This is a genomic window from Sulfurimonas sp. HSL3-7 (assembly GCF_039645985.1).
Lineage (GTDB): Bacteria > Campylobacterota > Campylobacteria > Campylobacterales > Sulfurimonadaceae > Sulfonitrofixus > Sulfonitrofixus jiaomeiensis.
This window is the reverse complement of the sequence record NZ_CP147919.1, coordinates 1,286,774-1,302,808: the sequence shown is the minus strand read 5'-3', so window position 1 is coordinate 1,302,808 and position 16,035 is coordinate 1,286,774. Positions and strand designations below refer to the sequence as shown.

Genomic DNA, 16,035 nt, shown 5'->3' with positions numbered 1-16,035 from the left:
AACCCGACAGAACACGATGGCTGCATAGCGGCTATGGAATATATTATATAACACGCGAAAAAGAGCGCTTGTGCACTGAAGCGCAAGTAAAACCGACCATATAGAAACCGGTATTAACTGACAATAAATATTGATCGGACTATAATTAAAGGTAGTGCGCGGAAAAACGTTCAATCTCTTTTTCAAATACCTTTTCAGCAGACAACAGCGCTGATACCAACAAAGGCAGCCCTTCTCTGTGCGGCGCCTGATCAAGGAGAGAAGATAACGATGACAATAAACAATCATACGGTGGGTTACCGTGATATAGGCGAGGTTAACGCGCCGGCCATTATCATGATACACGGCTTCCCTTTCAACAAGTCCATGTGGAACGAACAGATGGAGGCGCTCAGAGAAGAGTGCCGTGTGGTCGCATACGATGTCCGGGGGCACGGCGAATCCGATGCCGGCGACGAGCCCTTCTCCATTGAGCTTTTCGTACAAGATCTGCTGGCGCTTATGGATGCTTTGAAGATCCGCAGGGCCATGCTCTGCGGTTTCTCCATGGGCGGCTACATCGCCCTGAACGCCATTGTGAACTATCCGGACCGTTTTAATGCACTCGTCTTGAGCGATACCCACTGCATGGCCGATACGCCCGAGAGTAAAGAGAACCGGCTAAAGGCGATCGAGAGCCTCCGGGAGAACGGCATAGAAGCCTATGCCGATGGGAGCATAGAGAAGCTTTTTGCACCGGAATCGTTACGGACAAAGAGAGAAGAGATCGCCGCCGTAAAAGAGATGATACTCAGCACCCCGGAACGGACGGTCGTCAAAACCCTGCACGCGCTTCGCGAACGCGGGGAGACATGCAGCAGACTGCCGGAGATCTCGGTGCCGGTACTTATTCTCGTAGGTGAAAAGGACGCCATCACGCCCCCTTCGGCAGCGGAGCTGATGCATGAAAAGATAGAGAGCTCCCGCCTCTGTGTCATAGAACACGCCGGCCACCTTAGCTGCATGGAGAACCCCGCCGCTTTCATCAATGAACTCAAGCGGTTCGTCGCGGCGGTCTACTAAGTTCAGCCGCTGCCGATAGCGCCTGTTATATGACGCAGGAAAAATTGAGAGACGGTGACCGACTCTACTCTACTCTCCACTCTTTTTCGACAAGCAGCCTCCCGCCCGAATAGACCCGCCCGACAAAGCAGTCGCCTCTGTTGTAGGCAGCGACCCCTTTCGGCGTGCCGCTCATGATGACATCGCCGTCTTCGAGACGCATGAAGCTCTTTATCTCTTCAAGCATGGTCTCGGGCTTGTAGATCATGAGGCCGTAGTCGGCGAACTGGGTCAGTGTGCCGTTGATATGCAGGGTCATCCGAAGGGTCTTTAGGGGTGCATCGAGCACGACGAAGTCGCTGAGCACCGCCGATTTGTCAAACCCCTTCGCCCTCTCCCACGGCAGCCCTTTGGACTTAAGGTGGTTCTGTATATCGGCTTTGGTCAGGTCGAGGCCGAAGCCGACCCCGTAGAACTGCCCTGCTTTTATGAGAAAACAGATCTCCCCTTCGAAACGGCAATCCGCGCTGATATAGTGCAGCGTCGCGCTGACAGCCGAGTTGGGCTTGTTGAAGACCACCATGGAGGATGGGACTTCGTTGCCCAGCTCCTCGATATGCTCGACGTAGTTCCTGCCGATGCAGACCACCTTGGAGGGTGTCATCTCTTCATTACCGCAGCGGACCGTATGCATCTGCTTCCTTTTCATAAAATCAGTCATTATAAGGCCCGCCGACATCGCCGTGAAACGCAGGGCTGCCGTCAACGGGGCGCTTTACTTATCATCCATTATAGAGTTGAACACCTTACAAGCCACTTCTTACGGTCGGTGAGCGGGCCATCGTCCGGACTAGACGACGGTGACGGGGAGGTAAAAGTCGAGGTCGAAGCGTTCGTCGCTGCTGAGGAAGTGGTTCTTGTGGTAGATGACGTAGGGCGGCAGCGTCTTCGCCTCGTAGCCGCTGCCGGGAAGCCAGGTGTGGTAGATATGGCGGATCAGGTTCGGCACCTCGCCGTAGCGCCCCTGAACACTGAAACGCGCGCAGAGCGACGAGGGGATGGTAAAGCTCGAGACGGAGCCCGAGACTTCGAAATCGCCATCGATCTTTATCGCGGCGACATAGGCACACTCGTTCAGCGGTGTGATGGAGGGGTTGTCGTGATGGATACCGATCTGCACCGCATCCTCAATGCCGTGTTCGATCGCAAAGGCGTAGAGACGCTGCCACACTTCACCGATGGAACGGTTGTAGCCGCGGTGGCGCATGTAGGCAACACGCATCGCCGGCATCTTGAGGACCGTCGGCTTAAGGCCTGAAAAGTCCGAGGTGATCCGCGGCGTGTTGTCGGATAGGCGGATGTTCTTTTTGGAAAACTCCCGGTAATACCCCTTCCGCCACCGTGTCGGCGTGACACCGTAGCGCTGGGAGAATGCACGGATAAAGGCAGAGTGCGTGCTGTAGCCGCACTGCTGCGCGATCTGAGAGACCTTCGCGTCACGGTTGGCGAGAAGAAGGTTGGCCGCTTTCTGCAGGCGGATCGACTGGAGGGTGTCGTAGAAGTTGCGTCCCGTCTGCTCCCGGAAGATGCGGTGGAAATGGTAGATGCTCGTGTCGTTCTGCTCCGCCAGCAGTTCCAGGGTGATGGGCGAATCGATATGTTTGTAGATGTAGTAGAGCGCATCATTGACGATCTGGGCATGGTGCTGGCGGGTCTCTGTTTTCATAAACAGTATTTTAGCAAGATCTGCAAACTTTTATGCAAGAAATATTGAAGAAAAAGAGGCGAAATCGGCGTATCATGCGCGCATCAAAGGAGAAAACATGAAACGCCAATTCATCCGGGAGATCCTGGATGTCATCACCAAGGATTCCATCTCATTCGCTGGAGGCCTTCCCGACGCCGAGCTCTTTCCGGTCGAAGCGTTCCGCCGGGCCGCCGATACGGCCATTGCGGATCCCTCGTCCCTTCAGTATTCCCGTTCCCAGGGGTACGGGCCCCTCAGAGACAAGATCGCCCGCCGTTACAGCGACATCGGCTTCGAAACGCATGCCGAAGAGATCCTTATCACCACCGGTTCCCAGCAGGCGATCAACCTGATCGCCATGGGGCTGCTTAAAAACGGCGTGACGGTCGAACTGCCTGCCTATCTCGGTGCCCTCAGCGCCTTCAGGCTTGCCGGTGTGGCCGTCGACGGCATTGCCCTCGAAGAGGACGGCATCGGTATGGAGCACTTTGCCCGCAGCATCGCTTATTCCAAGGCGGCCTATCTCATCCCCGACTTCCAGAACCCGACGGGCATAAGCTACAGTGCAGAAAAACGCCGTGCGATAGCCGAACTCATGCAGCAGGAGGGGGCACTTCTGATCGAAGATGCCGCCTACAGCGAGCTCTTCTTCGACCGCCGTATGCCCGCCATCAGCGCCGATATGCCGCACGATAGTTTCCATCTCGGCTCATTTTCAAAGATTCTCGCACCGGGATTGAGGGTTGGATGGATCCGCGCGAGCGAAGCGAACATTCGCCGTATCATGGCAGTCAAGGAGGCCCTCGACCTTCATACGTCGACGCTTGATCAACGCATTATCGATGCCTACTGGCAGAACAACGGCCTCGAAGGGCATATCGAAACCATACGCCGCAGTTACGAGGCCAAAAAGTGTGTGATGGCAGAGACCCTCCGCACCCTTCTACCCGAGTTTGAATTCAACGAACCGCGGGGCGGCATGTTTATCTACGGAAAGATACCGGGGATCGACACCAAGGCGCTGGTCGGACGCTGCATGGAGCGTGACGTCGCCTTTGTCCCCGGCAGCGAGTTCTACCCCGAGACTGGCGCCCTCGACGAAATACGCTTCAACTTCACCCACACCGACTTCGCCCGGATGCAAAGAGGCGTTACGATCATTGCCGACTGCCTTCGCGAAGGCAGCTGCTAAACCCTCTGCCCCAAAACCGGGGCATACCCTCAACAACGGAAACCGACATGAACACTGCCCTCAAAACGCTCTTAGGACGCTCCGCCATCATCGTAAAGAACTTCGACAGCACCGTCGAAGCGCGAGCCGATCTTCTGCTTATAAAAGCGATCACCACGCTCAAATACGCATTTATCGCCGTGATGATACTCTACCTGGCCGTCTGCATCCTGAGCCTCTCGCACAAGATCGTCTCCTTTACGCTGGCACAGGGCGCCCTCGACTTTCCCTCCATCAAGATGATCCTGACCGACGGGCTTTTTACGCTGATCGTCATCGCGATCGTCAAGACCTTTCTTATCCGAAACAGTTTCGACTATGTTTTGACCCTGCTGGAGATCGGATTCGTGGTCATCATCAGAAAGCTCATCCTTCTCGACACCGTCCCTGAAGAGACAAACCTCATGCTGGCGCTGGGCTTTACCTCCGCCCTCTTCTTCATCCTGATCGTCTATATCCATAACCTCAAACGCCGGTGGGAGAGAGAAGAGAAGCGCTCCTGAAAGGCCGCTTCTCCGCTCAGAGCGGCCCCAGAAACCGCAACAGCAGCCGCCGCGGTATCGTGCTCACCCCGGCGATGGCGTATGTAAAAGCTAAGATGCAGTCGTCAGCTCTACGGCACTGTCCGCTCTTTTTCGATCAGCAATCTTTCGGCCGGTAGTGACAACGTTTGAAGTATCAATCAGTTTGGAGTTAAGCGATAGGATGCATCTTCTTCTCTTTTAAAAATCGGCGATAGAGAGTTTGACCATAAGCGCATCGCCCTCCCGCTCAAAAGAGAGCAGCGAATTGACAGGCCTCTTCTGTTGATGCAGGCAGCGCTGTATGGTGTTCAAAACATGGAAACAACCTGCATTCATCGTTGCAGAGATATAAGCGATCCTGTTCTGTCGCAAACACGCTACCACTTGTGCAACGACAGCATAGTAGACACGCTTGTTAATATGACGCTGTATCATATAGGTGCGCATCAGCTCAATATTGTCGATATAGACGCTGCGTTCTGCTTCGGTCACTGTCGTTGACGCCCGGACCCGTTTGACCATGCCGTCGATGTAGGCATCTGCACTCGCTTCAGCCGTGTTGATGACGGTCTCAATATCGTCATTGTGGCGTTTCAGCTTCTCCAGCAGTACGGCGACTGTCCATTTTCCCTCCGCTGAGGCGTAGCTGTAGACCTCGCCTCCGATATAGGTGTGGTCGATGGCATCAAGCAGTTCAGCCGCACTGAACAGATAGAGGAACTTGTCTTCTTTCTTGGCATCAAACGTGACACCGCGCGACGAAATCAGTACGCTTGGGCCTACATACGCAACCGTCATCTCTGCTCCTAAAATACGTGCAATACATCCAGTGTAATGTATTGAGGTTACATTTTTGAAACCGCTGCAATATATTCAGGTTGCATTTTTGAGACTAGATGACGCCTAACAACTGAAACAGAAGCAGCCACAGTATCGTGCTCACCCCGGCGATGGCGATGGAGAGGCCACTCATCGCCCCCTCCAGCTGACCGTACTCAAAAGCCTTTCCCGTGCCGATGGCGTGGGCGCTTGTACCGAGGGAGACCCCTTTGGCGATGGGGTCGGTGATTTTGAAGACCTTGAAAAGCCAGTCGGCGACAATGGCGCCGAAGGTGCCGGTGATGACGATGGAGAGGACCGTCAGGCCGACCAGCCCATCGAGCATCTCGGAGGCGGCGATGCCGATCGGCGTCGTAATGGAGCGCGGCAGCAAAGATTTCATCAGGGTCAGGTCGAGCCCCGCCATCCAGGCGAAGAGCCAGACCGAGACCAGCGCGGAGAGCGAGCCGATCGCCACGCCAAGCAAAATGGCAAGGGCGTGGCGGCGCAGTTTGTCGTGGTGCTGATAGAGCGGTACGGCGAGGACCACCGTGATGGGGCCGAGCATCTTCATAATGAGGTCGCCGCCGATACGGTAATCGGCATAGGGGATGTTGAAAAGGAGCAGCACCGAAATGATGAGCACCATACTGAAAAGCATCGGGTTGAAGAGTCGCCATGACATCTTCGCCTTGATATAGAGGCCAAGCACACCGGCAAGAAGCGTCAGCAGCAGACCGAAAAGCGGCGTGCTCAGAAGACTCTGCATCATGCTTTCTCCCTCTGTACCAGGCGTTGTACCAGACGCCCCGTCACGGCCATGACGATCACCGTGGAGACGAGCGTCAGCACGATAACGGGGAGATAAAAGCCCTCCATCAGGGTGTAGCTCGCCATCACGCCGACCCCGGCCGGGATAAAGAAGAGCGGCATATAGCCCAACAGAAAAGAGGAGACGTAGCGGATGTCGTCGACCTTGATCCATTTGAGATGAAGCGCCGCCAGAAGCAGCAGCATGCCGATGACGCTGCCGGGAAATCTGGTATCAAGGAGGTGTGACAGCGCTTCTGCCAAAGCGTAAATGGCTAAAATGATCGCAAGCTCTTTAACGATCGTCAGCAGCATCATCCAACCCGACTCAGGCTGTTTTTTCATAACCGGCACCTTCTTCTGGAATTCTGGCGCGATTATATCCTAAGCGCGTAGATGAACGCGATTTTTCCCGTTCTCTTTTGAGTCATAAAGCAGCGAATCGACCGCTCTGTAAAAGGAGTTGAAGTCATCCCCTTCGGTAAAACTTCCCACGCCGACACTGACCGTAACCTTCTCACGGTCTATATAGTTCTGTTGCTCTATGGCCGCACGGACCTTCTCCGCAACAATGGCAGCACTTTCCAGACCGATCTCCGGCAAGATCACGGCAAACTCTTCACCGCCGATACGGCACAGTATATCACTGGTACGTATCTGTGTCTTGACGTCGCTCGCTATCGCACTTAAGACGTAATCGCCGACGCTGTGACCGTAGATATCGTTGATCCTCTTGAAATCATCAATATCGAACATCATCATCGAGAAGGTATGCCCGTAACGCTGGTAGAGTTCGATCTGCTGGTTCATCTTCCGATTGAAATAACGCCGGTTGTAACACTTCGTCAACTCATCCTGCATTGAGATCTCATTGAGACGATGCAGCTCCTCTTTCCAGCGAAGCAGAACACTGTTGTAGCGCTGAATAAAGTATTTGAACTCGTTGAAAAGATGTCCTCTGACGACAATAGGTTCGTCTTTTTGCATCTGCCGCGTAATGTCGATGATCTTTTTGATGACTGCTCGGTATATCAACATGAAACTCAATATCGTCGAGGTCAGGATGAATACGATGAAAAAATAAAGCAGGCTTTTCAGCTGCCTGTATTGATCCAGAAACGGTTTGGGATCAAACCGCATCTTGGCGATCAACAAAAAATCCTCCGAACCCGTTCTTATCGCGTTATAGGCAAGGGCATAAACCGTTTGAAGATTCGGCGCATCTTCATGCAAATAGATGATACTGTCGTTTTGGAACGCAGAGAAAATGGTCTGGCAGCCTGGGTAGTCCGAACAATTCGGAAGCCCGAGATCCTCAAATATCATTGATGCCGCCTGAACGTCGCGCCCTATCATCTGACCCGCGTTTATCCCCTGCGAAAACGCTTTGTTGACCTGCTGCACATATTCGGGTGTGACGATAAACACATCGAGTTTCTTAAGCGCGGGGTAGATCTTGTACAAGCTGGCAAGGTTCTTTTTGGCATAGCTCTCAATCGGAATGACATGCCCTATTGCGACCCAGTAGTTGCCTGCACCTCTTTTAAAATAGTATTTGCGCAGTTCCATAGTGCTGTTTTCGATGGTTATCGCAGATATATGTGAGCCTTTCTTCCCCGCTTTTAATTGCTCTAACACCTGTACATAATACGGAAATGTCTTAAAATCGAAACCGATAAAAAAAGGGTTGGTGCTTTTTTCAACCACCTTCTCCTCATTGATGATATAGGCCTCATAATAGCCGTCAACGTCACTGGTGTTAATGAATCCGGCAAAGTTTGTGAGATTCTCGTCATCCGGATAAAATGCCACATAATCGGCAAGTTCCTGCGCATTTCTCAGCGTAGCTTTTTCATACAGCGAAAACTTCTGTTGAATCCTTTCGAGATTGTTATGCATCTGTTCGCTGATCTCAATAGAGGCATTTTTGATGCCGTTTTCAACATTGGCGTCAATGTTTTTTTGAAGCAGGTGATTAATAGAAAAAGATAGCAGAAGGATACCGGTAAGCGCTGTAAGGACAAAAAAGATATGGAACCTGTGTAATGACATATTAATTCTTTTTATAAATAGATATCTATAACAAGCTTATTTTCATCATAGATGAGATGTCTTTAAAAAGGACTAAAACTATCCAATTAGATTAAAGGGCAGCGCTAAAAGCTTAGCTGCCATTCGAAAAAATAGGTGTTGCCGAATGATCCGAACTCGCTCCCTGCAGGGCCGTTTTGGAGCATGCCCCCGAGCGTAAAGCTGTTGAAGTCGTTGAGGGTGTAGGTCAATGCCGGTGAGACAAAGCGGGAGTTCCGGTCGTTAAAACTCTCAATGTAGAGAAGCGAGCCGTCCAAAAAGAGGTTGAAGGTGTAACTGACGGTTGCCGCCATGTAAAACCTGGAGTAGACAAGGTTGGAGAAGATCTCCGAATCGATGTTGGGCAGGATGTCGTTGTAGGCAAACTTCTCCGAGCTGTAGAGCGCTTCGGCGACAACGGTGATGCCGTTTTCAAAACCGTAATCGGCCCCGACTATACCCTGGAAAAACGCGACACTCTCCTCCTCTGTCGTGTTGCTATCGGCATGATAGCTGGCGACACTGTTGTTTTTGATGTAGGCGCCTTCGCTGCGCACTTCGATACCGGTATCAGCGAGGTTCGCTTCGATCTCATACCCCAGCATCAATGTCTCGTCGGAACGGACCGCATTGGCTGCGACATCACCCAGTTCCAAAAAAGCCTTCAGGCGGGCTGCGTATTTGAAACTGCCGTCCGCCTTTTGACTGGCCACGACCGTCAGGTCCGACGTGCCGGAGAGATGACGTGTATAGGAGAGAGCGGCGACGCCGAAGACTTCATCCGGTTCGAGGCCGTAGGTGTTGCGCGGGTTGAAAAGGTTGGTCGGCGTCCAGATACGCCCTACCCCCATGGTGACGTTTATCAAACCTGCCGTCAGCCGGTTCTCCGCGTCTTCGTACCCGCCGTAGAGACGATACAGCTTGGCGTAGACCGTCCCGCCGCTGTAGTCATGAAAAGAGGTCTGTGTTTTAAACGGGGTGTCGGACTCCAGCTGTTTGGTATAGTCAAAAGAGTCACTCGCGATATAATCATCACCCAGATAGTTCACCCCGTCGCCGATGAAGGTCGCAAAAAAACCGCCGTTGGTGTAGTCGCTGCGCAACCGCAGCCTGTCATAGTTGTAGAGATAGCTCGTATCTGCACCCGGGAAGACGGAGGGCTGGGAGATCGTAAAGTTCGTATTGGTGACGGTATAGTCAAGATCTGCTAAAAGCGGCACTGCTGCTATGGCCAGTAAGACGAGCGCTCTTTTAACTGTCAACGATAGCCCCATCATTCATCTTCACAATACGCCTTACACTTTCGACGACATACTCATCATGCGAGGCAAAGATGATCGTCACCCCCTCTTTCTCGTTTAGCGACCGCATCATCTCCATCAACGCCGTTGAGTTTTTGGAGTCCAGGTTTGCTGTCGGCTCGTCAGCCAGAATGATCTTGGGTTTGGCCGCTACCGCACGGGCCACGGCAACGCGCTGCTGCTGGCCGCCGCTGAGGGTATTGGGTAGCGCGCCCAGCTTGTTGTCTATCTCCAGCATCGAGGCGACTTCCAGCACCCTTTCATTGATCTCTTTTTCACTGAACCCCCGCAGCTTCATGATGAAACTGATGTTCTCGCTTACGGTCAGTACCGGCACAAGATTGTAGGCCTGAAAGACAAAGCCCATCTCGTTGAGCCGCAGCGTCGTCCGCTCCTTCTCATCAAGGAGCGTAATATCCCTGTTGTCGAGGTAGATCGTGCCGCTGTCGACATCGTCGAGCGCACCGATGGCGTTGAGAAGCGTCGTTTTTCCGCACCCGGAGGGGCCGTTGAAGAGGGTGTACTCACCCTTTTCGATGGTCAGGTTTATGTCTCTGAGCGCATGGACCTCCCGGGGTTCGCCCCGGTAGAAATATTTCTGCACATTCTCCAGTTTTATCATGTCTCTGCCTTTATGACCTCGATAGGGTTGAGTGTTTTGATCTTTCTGAGCGGCAACAGGACGCTCAGAAGCGATGCCGCGATGATCGCCAGGAAGGTGTTCGTAAAATAGCTGATCTGCATGTGTGCGTAGATGATCGATTCATACCCGAAACTCTCCAACCCGTCTGCCCAGGCGCTCATGTCGAGGCCGAAGTATTGGAGATAGAGCAGTGCCGCCACCCCCAGCACCGCACCGGTCAGATACCCCAGCAGCCCGACGAAGAGGGCTTCGAGCAGTATCTGCAGGCGGATCAGCCTGAACGGCATGCCGATACCGCGCATGATGCCGAACTCCCGGATACGGTCGAGGATCGAGACATACATTACACCCAGTATCCCGATGAAGACCACCATCATCACGATACCGAAGGTGATGGAGTTAAAGATGACCATCATATCTTCCATCATCTTGAGCATCGGGTTGAGATCCATCAGACTCAGCACGTCGAGCCTCTTGTATCTCTTCTGCAGCTCCTGCTGAAGCGTCTCTGATTTTGTCCGTATCGCGATCTGTGTCGCTTCGTCTTCACCGACGCCCAAAAAGGTGTGCAGCCGCTTGTTGTCGATATAGAGCGCCGTTGCATCAAGCACGATATTGGTCGTCTGCACGATGCCTCTGATCCTCACGGCGATAGCGTTGATGTCGCCGCTGCTGTCCTGCGTCGTGAAGACCACTTTTGAGCCGATGCGTATCTTCAGGGTCTTTGCCAGTTCGCTGCCGATAAGCGCCCCGCGTTTGCCGAAACTGATCTCGCCCTCTTTTAAAAAGTCGCTGAAGGCGCCGAAACGTTCCTCATCGTCCAGGTCGATACCGATGATGCTGGAAAAGGACGATTTGTGCGCCGTTGAGCTGAGCCCCTCGACACTGAAACGCGTGACGACCGATTCGACATCCTGACGGGTCTCAAGTGCGGCTTTGATCTCGTCGGCACCTTTGATGCTGTTTTGCAGGAGTTTGTTGAGGCGGTACTTCGGGTTATAGATGCTGATATCACCGCTGTCACTGCGTATGGTCTTGTCCACCATGTTGATGACCATGCCGTCGTAGATCCCCTCTATGCTGAGCATCATGCTCATGCTCACCGCGATCATGATGATGACCAGCAGCGTACGCCGGAGTCGTAAAAACGCGTTGTTCCATGCCAGTTTGAGGATAACACTATACATGATGTGTCGCCTCTATGGGTTTGAACGCATTGATATAGCTGACGGGGTAGATAATGCTTAGGAAATTGAGCACATAGATCACCGCAATATTCCAGCTGATGGTAAAGAGGTTGAAATCGAAAGGGATCTCGTCCGAAACGATACCGTACTCTTTATAGGTCTCGCTGATCCCCGGGATGATGATGGGGTTGACACTGAAGTAGTAGTTGATGCAGCCGCCTATCGGTCCGGCAAGCAGGATCGCCGCCGTCGAGAGGATAAAGATCTCGTAAAACAGCAGCGCCTGCATGTTGGCGCTTGAAAGACCGATGCAGCGCAGTGTTCCGAACTCTCTGACCCGTGCACTGGCATTGATAAAACTGTAGATCATCACCACAAAGAAGATCACCACAAAAAAGAGCGACATACTGATATATCCGAAGACGCTGTCGACCTCCATCGCCTCGACCATCGACGACATCAGGACCTTCCACGTCACGCTCTCATAGTCGCTGTCCAACGCTTTCGAGATCTCTGCATTGACCGCATCGGCTCTGTTGATGTCATCGAGTTTGATCGTGATATAGGATGCCTTGTTTTGAGCATACATCAGCGTGTCAAAATAGTTCCGGGCAATAAACGACGACGAAGCGTCAAACTCGAAAGAGCCTGTCTTAAAGATACCGCAGAGCCTGAAGATGTCGGCCGCAAACGAGTTGTCGCTGGCACCGCCGACAAAACTGATCTCGTCACCCACGCTGACCTGCAGCTTTTTGACAAGGTCCGCACCGGCGTAGAGACAGTTGCCGCCGTCTTGTGCAAGGTACGCCCCTTCGACGAGCGCCACTTCAAGCTCACTGATGCCCCTCTCTTTGTCAGGATCGACCCCCGCGACCATCGCCGCCGCTGAGTGCTCGGCGGAGGACAAGAGCCCGTAGGTCTCGTAGCGTGAGGTGTACGCGGCGATCCCCGCTATTTTCTCCAGCTTCTTTTCGATCGAGCGGACATCGGTAATAAGATACTCGTTGCCGCCGATATCACGGTACCCTTTTTTATAGATCTCGATGGCACCGGTATAGACTTTAAGCGCATTTTGCAGCATCGAGTTGTGCGAACCGTCCATCATCGCCACATAGACGATAAAGAAGAGCGCGGAGACAAAGGTCAGCACAAAGGTGGTGATAGAGCGCCCTTTGTAAAAGAGGATGTTTTTAAGTGCGAGCCTGAACATCAGCGGGAGAACCTTTTAAGCGCACTTTTTTGAAAGTACTGCTCTGAGATATCACTGTCGTATTTGACCTCTTCCAGGAAGATCTCGGTACGGTTGTTCGGCTTGTCGACCGGCTGGAGTTTCCAGTATGTCGGCATATAGTAGGGGCCGTATTTCTTGACGTTTTCGTAATAAAAGATGCGCACCTCTTTACCGTCTTCGTCATAAAAGATATCTTTTTGGCTGGTGTAGGTCGTGGTATCGATGTAGGAGATGATCTTTCCCCAGACGACGGCAGCGTCCTCTTTGGGCGTTAGTTCCATCGTCACGACCGTCCCCTCTTTGTCAAGGATCCTGGGATCGTAATCGTCGACGATAGAGCTCTGCTTGACCATGTCGTCATTGGTGATGTCCGATCCCATCCAGTTTTGCAGCATCATCGACGGCGGTATCTTGATGATACGTTCGATCTTCGGCACATACTGCCACATCTGGTTGTCCAGGCTTAAAAAGGTAATGCCTTTGTCTTTGGGCGGGTAGATGGTCTTGACAAAACTTTTCTTCGTCCCTTTGGCCCAGGTCTGGATCTTCATTGTCCGTGTATGGCCCATCGACGTAATGGTCATCTTCATCTGCAGATAGATGTTCTGACCGCGGATATTGTTGTCGATCTTCTTCATAATATCATGGGCTTCGTCGCCCATCAGTGCGACAGCAGAAAGCAGCAGTACGAAAAGAGCTTTTTTCATGATTTCACCTTTGTATCAAGGGCATCTCTCTTTCTTCCCTCTGAAGATTGCCGGGGTATTTAGAGATACCCTTAAATTATTATATAACTTCGGTGATATATCCCTGAACAATCGTGATTCCTGCTGCTTTAATCATTGCAAGTTCATCTTCACCGCTGACACCGGTCGCGATGATCCTGATCCCCAGGGAGTCGGCCGCCGTCTGCAGACTGGCCAGAAGCGGCGACTCTTTTGCGATCATATCAAGCAGATAGAGTTTGCTGATCTTGATGAACTCCGGTCTGAACTGTTCAAGGTAGGCAAGGTTCTCGGATTCGGCACTGAACTCGCCGATGCCGAAGCGGTAGCCGTGCGCCTTGATAAGATCAACGTACCGCTTGGCCATTGCCTGTTCATCGGCGATGAAACTCTCAGGCAGCTCGATACAGAAGTCAAGCTGGTGGGTGTTTTCAAACTTCTCAAACTCCTCCTGAAGCGCGGCGAAGGTGCGTTCTTCGAGCAACAGGCTCTTCGCCAGCGAAAAGGTGTAGCGCCCCTGCTTGTCGCTCTCCGTAAAGTTCTGCACCATCAGCTTGATCACCTGCAGATAGATCTCCAGGACTTTGTGCGCCTTGACGGCCGGCGCGATAAACCGCCCGTAGGGGTACTCTTTGCCGCCCTCGTCATGCATAACGATCGTAATGGCCCTGTCATAGATGGTGTCGGTCGATGCGTCGAGGACATTACGGACATGATAGCTGAAACGCTCTTTTTCCAGTGCCGCATTGATGAGCGCTTCCCACTGTGACTGCATAAACTGCACCGGCTCGAGATGGTGATCCTGTGGAGGAAGCCCTTCTTTTACGTCAGCGATATTCTCTATCGCCCTGCGCATAAAGGTCTGATAGCTCTCTTCCGCATTGAAGGCATAGGAGCCTATCAGAAGATCGCAGTCGTCAAGCCTGCACGCCTCGAGCTGTTTCTGGAAGCCTTCATAAACGGCGCGGACGATAATGGCCGCGTCGGCCTCTTTCGAGCCCGGCAACAGAAGCGCAAAACGTGTTTTGGAAAGACGGGCCACCAACCCCTTCGTCGCAAGCGAAGCCTTCTCTATCAAAAAGGTCGCCAGTTCGATCAGCAGCTCTTCAGCCCCCTCCCTGCCCAGCTGCGACTCGGCGATCTCAAGACCGCTGAACTCTGCGATCACGACCACACCCCCGTCGTACTCACCGCTGCCCATCAGCTCCTCCTGGCAGGTCAGCATCAGGTAGTGCTCGTTATAAAGTCGGGGCAGTTTTTCGGTGTAGAGCAGCCTGCGGTTCTGCTCAACTGCGCGGCTTCCCGTCTTGAAACTGTTCTCTGCTTTTTTGACCATCGCGTTCATCGTGACAACGATCTCGCGAAACTCTTTGGTGAACGGCAGCCGCTCCTGGTAGCGGAATTCGTTCCTGCCTATCGCCTCCGCCTGCTTCTGAAGCAGTCGCAGCGGTGCCAGTATGGTGTAGAGCAGCAGATGGAGTGCCGTCAGGCTCGCAAGCGTAAAAAATGCAAAACTTCCGAGCAGCTGTTTGAACGAGTTGTAAAGCATCAAATAGGTATGCGAGTCATCACCCTCCACGCTCAGCGTGCCGATGACCATCCAGCCCGAAGAGACCGGCGCCGCGGCCACAGGGACATCAATACCGACCAGATCGACGAACCACTCCGGAACATCGGGCGAACAGTCATCTCTTACACGCTCATGGATCACCTCTTCATTCCTATTCTTCAAAACGATCCAGCGGTAGTGGCCGCTGTCGAAATTGGCATTGATCATCGTGGCCATGGTGCTCTCATCACCGTTGGCCGCAGCCAGCGAAAGACTCAGCGAGGCGGCCGTGTTCTGCGCATCACTGTAGAGCTGCTGCTCGGCGTTCTCGATCGTCGACGTAAAGTTCTGGACCGTCACCGTGGTGAGGATGATCAGTAAAAAAAGTGATAACAGAAGTGCCAATTGTTTAAAGAGTGTCATAGTTTTTGCCTTTGAATATTATGCAGCAGCACGTCCCACTGCTTGAAACTTTGTTTCCGGTCGACCTTTTCGCCGTAACCGGCCTGTTGCGCGATGTAGAGGTTATCGCCGTTAAAATTGTAGACAGGGAGAAGATCCTTACGCTCGTTTGCCGGGAAGATCCGGTAGTTGAAGTTGTCAAGGACCAAAGGGATAGAATCCGGCGTGGCGAAATAGGTCAAGACCATATGCGGCGCGTTGAACTTTCGCGATCGGACATAGGTGAAGTAGAGCTTGTTGGTATCGATGCCCAGAAACTTCAGTGCAAAATACTTGGCGATCACATAGTCTTCGCAATCGCCGCGGTCGCGTCCGAGAAACTCCAGCGGTGTCGCCCAGTAATCCTTGCTCTTGTAGTTTTTTTCATCGGAAAGATAGGGGACACCGTTGTAGAAGTCGTTGATGATCTCCAGCTGCCGGAGTTCGTCCTGGCCTCTGGCATCGTCCATGATCTTGTTTAGCAGTGCAAACCTGTTTTTGGCAAAAGAGCCGTATTTTGCTTCGATTCTGTCGGTCAAAAGTTCACTGACATAAGGTTCAGCCAAAAGAAGGGTGACACAAAGCGGTACAAAAACGACTCTACTGATCACCCCGGTATCCTTCCCGACTTTTATTTTGCTGGATTATACCATGTCACACGCTCATGTGCATCGCCGCAAAAGAAGTCAGATAAATATTTTTTATATTACTAGTAC

At 52.5% G+C, this 16,035-nt stretch carries 16 protein-coding genes; 3 read left to right on the top strand and 13 right to left on the bottom strand.

The window, feature by feature from the left end:
* Positions 1 to 270: 270 nt before the first annotated feature.
* A complete protein-coding gene (locus WCY20_RS06525) occupies positions 271 to 1,062 on the top strand; it encodes an alpha/beta fold hydrolase (RefSeq protein ID WP_345977974.1) in 792 nt (263 codons plus the stop codon).
* Positions 1,063 to 1,126: 64 nt separating this feature from the next.
* On the opposite strand, the gene WCY20_RS06520 is transcribed toward WCY20_RS06525, so the two are convergent.
* Positions 1,127 to 1,735, bottom strand: a complete 609-nt coding sequence (locus WCY20_RS06520) for a fumarylacetoacetate hydrolase family protein (protein WP_345977973.1) — start codon at positions 1,733 to 1,735, stop codon at positions 1,127 to 1,129.
* A 156-nt stretch (positions 1,736 to 1,891) separates the two neighbouring features.
* Entirely contained in the window at positions 1,892 to 2,767 is an 876-nt protein-coding gene (locus tag WCY20_RS06515) for an AraC family transcriptional regulator (RefSeq protein ID WP_345977971.1), read from the bottom strand.
* Between the two features lie 97 nt (positions 2,768 to 2,864).
* On the opposite strand from WCY20_RS06515, the gene WCY20_RS06510 reads away from it, so the two are divergent.
* Positions 2,865 to 3,980, top strand: a complete 1,116-nt coding sequence (locus WCY20_RS06510; protein ID WP_345977970.1) for a PLP-dependent aminotransferase family protein — start codon at positions 2,865 to 2,867, stop codon at positions 3,978 to 3,980.
* A gap of 47 nt (positions 3,981 to 4,027) precedes the next feature.
* Complete coding sequence (locus WCY20_RS06505; RefSeq protein WP_345977968.1) at positions 4,028 to 4,522, top strand: hypothetical protein; 495 nt, start codon at positions 4,028 to 4,030, stop codon at positions 4,520 to 4,522.
* A gap of 219 nt (positions 4,523 to 4,741) precedes the next feature.
* Here WCY20_RS06505 and WCY20_RS06500 read toward each other — a convergent pair whose 3' ends face one another.
* The 11 genes from WCY20_RS06500 to WCY20_RS06450 form a co-directional block, all read right to left on the bottom strand.
* Entirely contained in the window at positions 4,742 to 5,341 is a 600-nt protein-coding gene (locus WCY20_RS06500) for a hypothetical protein (RefSeq protein ID WP_345977967.1), read from the bottom strand.
* 94 nt (positions 5,342 to 5,435) lie between these two features.
* Complete coding sequence (locus tag WCY20_RS06495) at positions 5,436 to 6,134, bottom strand: LrgB family protein (protein ID WP_345977966.1); 699 nt, start codon at positions 6,132 to 6,134, stop codon at positions 5,436 to 5,438.
* Positions 6,131 to 6,517 (bottom strand): CidA/LrgA family protein, encoded by a 387-nt coding sequence (locus WCY20_RS06490; RefSeq protein ID WP_345977964.1) that lies wholly within the window; start codon positions 6,515 to 6,517, stop codon positions 6,131 to 6,133. The genes WCY20_RS06495 and WCY20_RS06490 overlap by 4 nt, the downstream gene beginning before the upstream one ends.
* 39 nt (positions 6,518 to 6,556) lie before the next feature.
* Positions 6,557 to 8,224, bottom strand: a complete 1,668-nt coding sequence (locus WCY20_RS06485) for a GGDEF domain-containing protein (protein ID WP_345977962.1) — start codon at positions 8,222 to 8,224, stop codon at positions 6,557 to 6,559.
* Positions 8,225 to 8,328: 104 nt separating this feature from the next.
* Positions 8,329 to 9,504, bottom strand: coding sequence for a hypothetical protein (locus WCY20_RS06480; protein ID WP_345977960.1), 1,176 nt, complete (start codon positions 9,502 to 9,504; stop codon positions 8,329 to 8,331).
* On the bottom strand, positions 9,494 to 10,165 hold the full coding sequence (locus tag WCY20_RS06475) for an ABC transporter ATP-binding protein (protein ID WP_345977958.1): 672 nt from the start codon (positions 10,163 to 10,165) through the stop codon (positions 9,494 to 9,496). Before WCY20_RS06475 ends, WCY20_RS06480 begins: the two co-directional genes overlap by 11 nt.
* Entirely contained in the window at positions 10,162 to 11,373 is a 1,212-nt protein-coding gene (locus tag WCY20_RS06470; protein ID WP_345977957.1) for an FtsX-like permease family protein, read from the bottom strand. The genes WCY20_RS06475 and WCY20_RS06470 overlap by 4 nt, the downstream gene beginning before the upstream one ends.
* On the bottom strand, positions 11,366 to 12,583 hold the full coding sequence (locus WCY20_RS06465; protein WP_345977955.1) for an FtsX-like permease family protein: 1,218 nt from the start codon (positions 12,581 to 12,583) through the stop codon (positions 11,366 to 11,368). The genes WCY20_RS06470 and WCY20_RS06465 overlap by 8 nt, the downstream gene beginning before the upstream one ends.
* Positions 12,583 to 13,311, bottom strand: coding sequence for an outer membrane lipoprotein-sorting protein (locus WCY20_RS06460; RefSeq protein WP_345977953.1), 729 nt, complete (start codon positions 13,309 to 13,311; stop codon positions 12,583 to 12,585). Before WCY20_RS06460 ends, WCY20_RS06465 begins: the two co-directional genes overlap by 1 nt.
* A gap of 79 nt (positions 13,312 to 13,390) precedes the next feature.
* Entirely contained in the window at positions 13,391 to 15,301 is a 1,911-nt protein-coding gene (locus WCY20_RS06455) for a LapD/MoxY N-terminal periplasmic domain-containing protein (RefSeq protein ID WP_345977952.1), read from the bottom strand.
* Positions 15,298 to 15,930: a transglutaminase-like cysteine peptidase gene (locus WCY20_RS06450; protein WP_345977950.1), complete on the bottom strand. Its 633-nt coding sequence runs from the start codon at positions 15,928 to 15,930 to the stop codon at positions 15,298 to 15,300. Before WCY20_RS06450 ends, WCY20_RS06455 begins: the two co-directional genes overlap by 4 nt.
* Between the last annotated feature and the right edge of the window lie 105 nt (positions 15,931 to 16,035).

Coding starts and splice junctions, on each gene's coding strand:
- WCY20_RS06525 (WP_345977974.1), top strand. CDS start 271: ATGACAATAAACAATCATACGGTGGGTTACCGTGATATAGGCGAGGTT.
- WCY20_RS06520 (WP_345977973.1), bottom strand. CDS start 1,735: ATGCATACGGTCCGCTGCGGTAATGAAGAGATGACACCCTCCAAGGTG.
- WCY20_RS06515 (WP_345977971.1), bottom strand. CDS start 2,767: ATGAAAACAGAGACCCGCCAGCACCATGCCCAGATCGTCAATGATGCG.
- WCY20_RS06510 (WP_345977970.1), top strand. CDS start 2,865: ATGAAACGCCAATTCATCCGGGAGATCCTGGATGTCATCACCAAGGAT.
- WCY20_RS06505 (WP_345977968.1), top strand. CDS start 4,028: ATGAACACTGCCCTCAAAACGCTCTTAGGACGCTCCGCCATCATCGTA.
- WCY20_RS06500 (WP_345977967.1), bottom strand. CDS start 5,341: ATGACGGTTGCGTATGTAGGCCCAAGCGTACTGATTTCGTCGCGCGGT.
- WCY20_RS06495 (WP_345977966.1), bottom strand. CDS start 6,134: ATGATGCAGAGTCTTCTGAGCACGCCGCTTTTCGGTCTGCTGCTGACG.
- WCY20_RS06490 (WP_345977964.1), bottom strand. CDS start 6,517: ATGAAAAAACAGCCTGAGTCGGGTTGGATGATGCTGCTGACGATCGTT.
- WCY20_RS06485 (WP_345977962.1), bottom strand. CDS start 8,224: ATGTCATTACACAGGTTCCATATCTTTTTTGTCCTTACAGCGCTTACC.
- WCY20_RS06475 (WP_345977958.1), bottom strand. CDS start 10,165: ATGATAAAACTGGAGAATGTGCAGAAATATTTCTACCGGGGCGAACCC.
- WCY20_RS06470 (WP_345977957.1), bottom strand. CDS start 11,373: ATGTATAGTGTTATCCTCAAACTGGCATGGAACAACGCGTTTTTACGA.
- WCY20_RS06465 (WP_345977955.1), bottom strand. CDS start 12,583: ATGTTCAGGCTCGCACTTAAAAACATCCTCTTTTACAAAGGGCGCTCT.
- WCY20_RS06460 (WP_345977953.1), bottom strand. CDS start 13,311: ATGAAAAAAGCTCTTTTCGTACTGCTGCTTTCTGCTGTCGCACTGATG.
- WCY20_RS06455 (WP_345977952.1), bottom strand. CDS start 15,301: ATGACACTCTTTAAACAATTGGCACTTCTGTTATCACTTTTTTTACTG.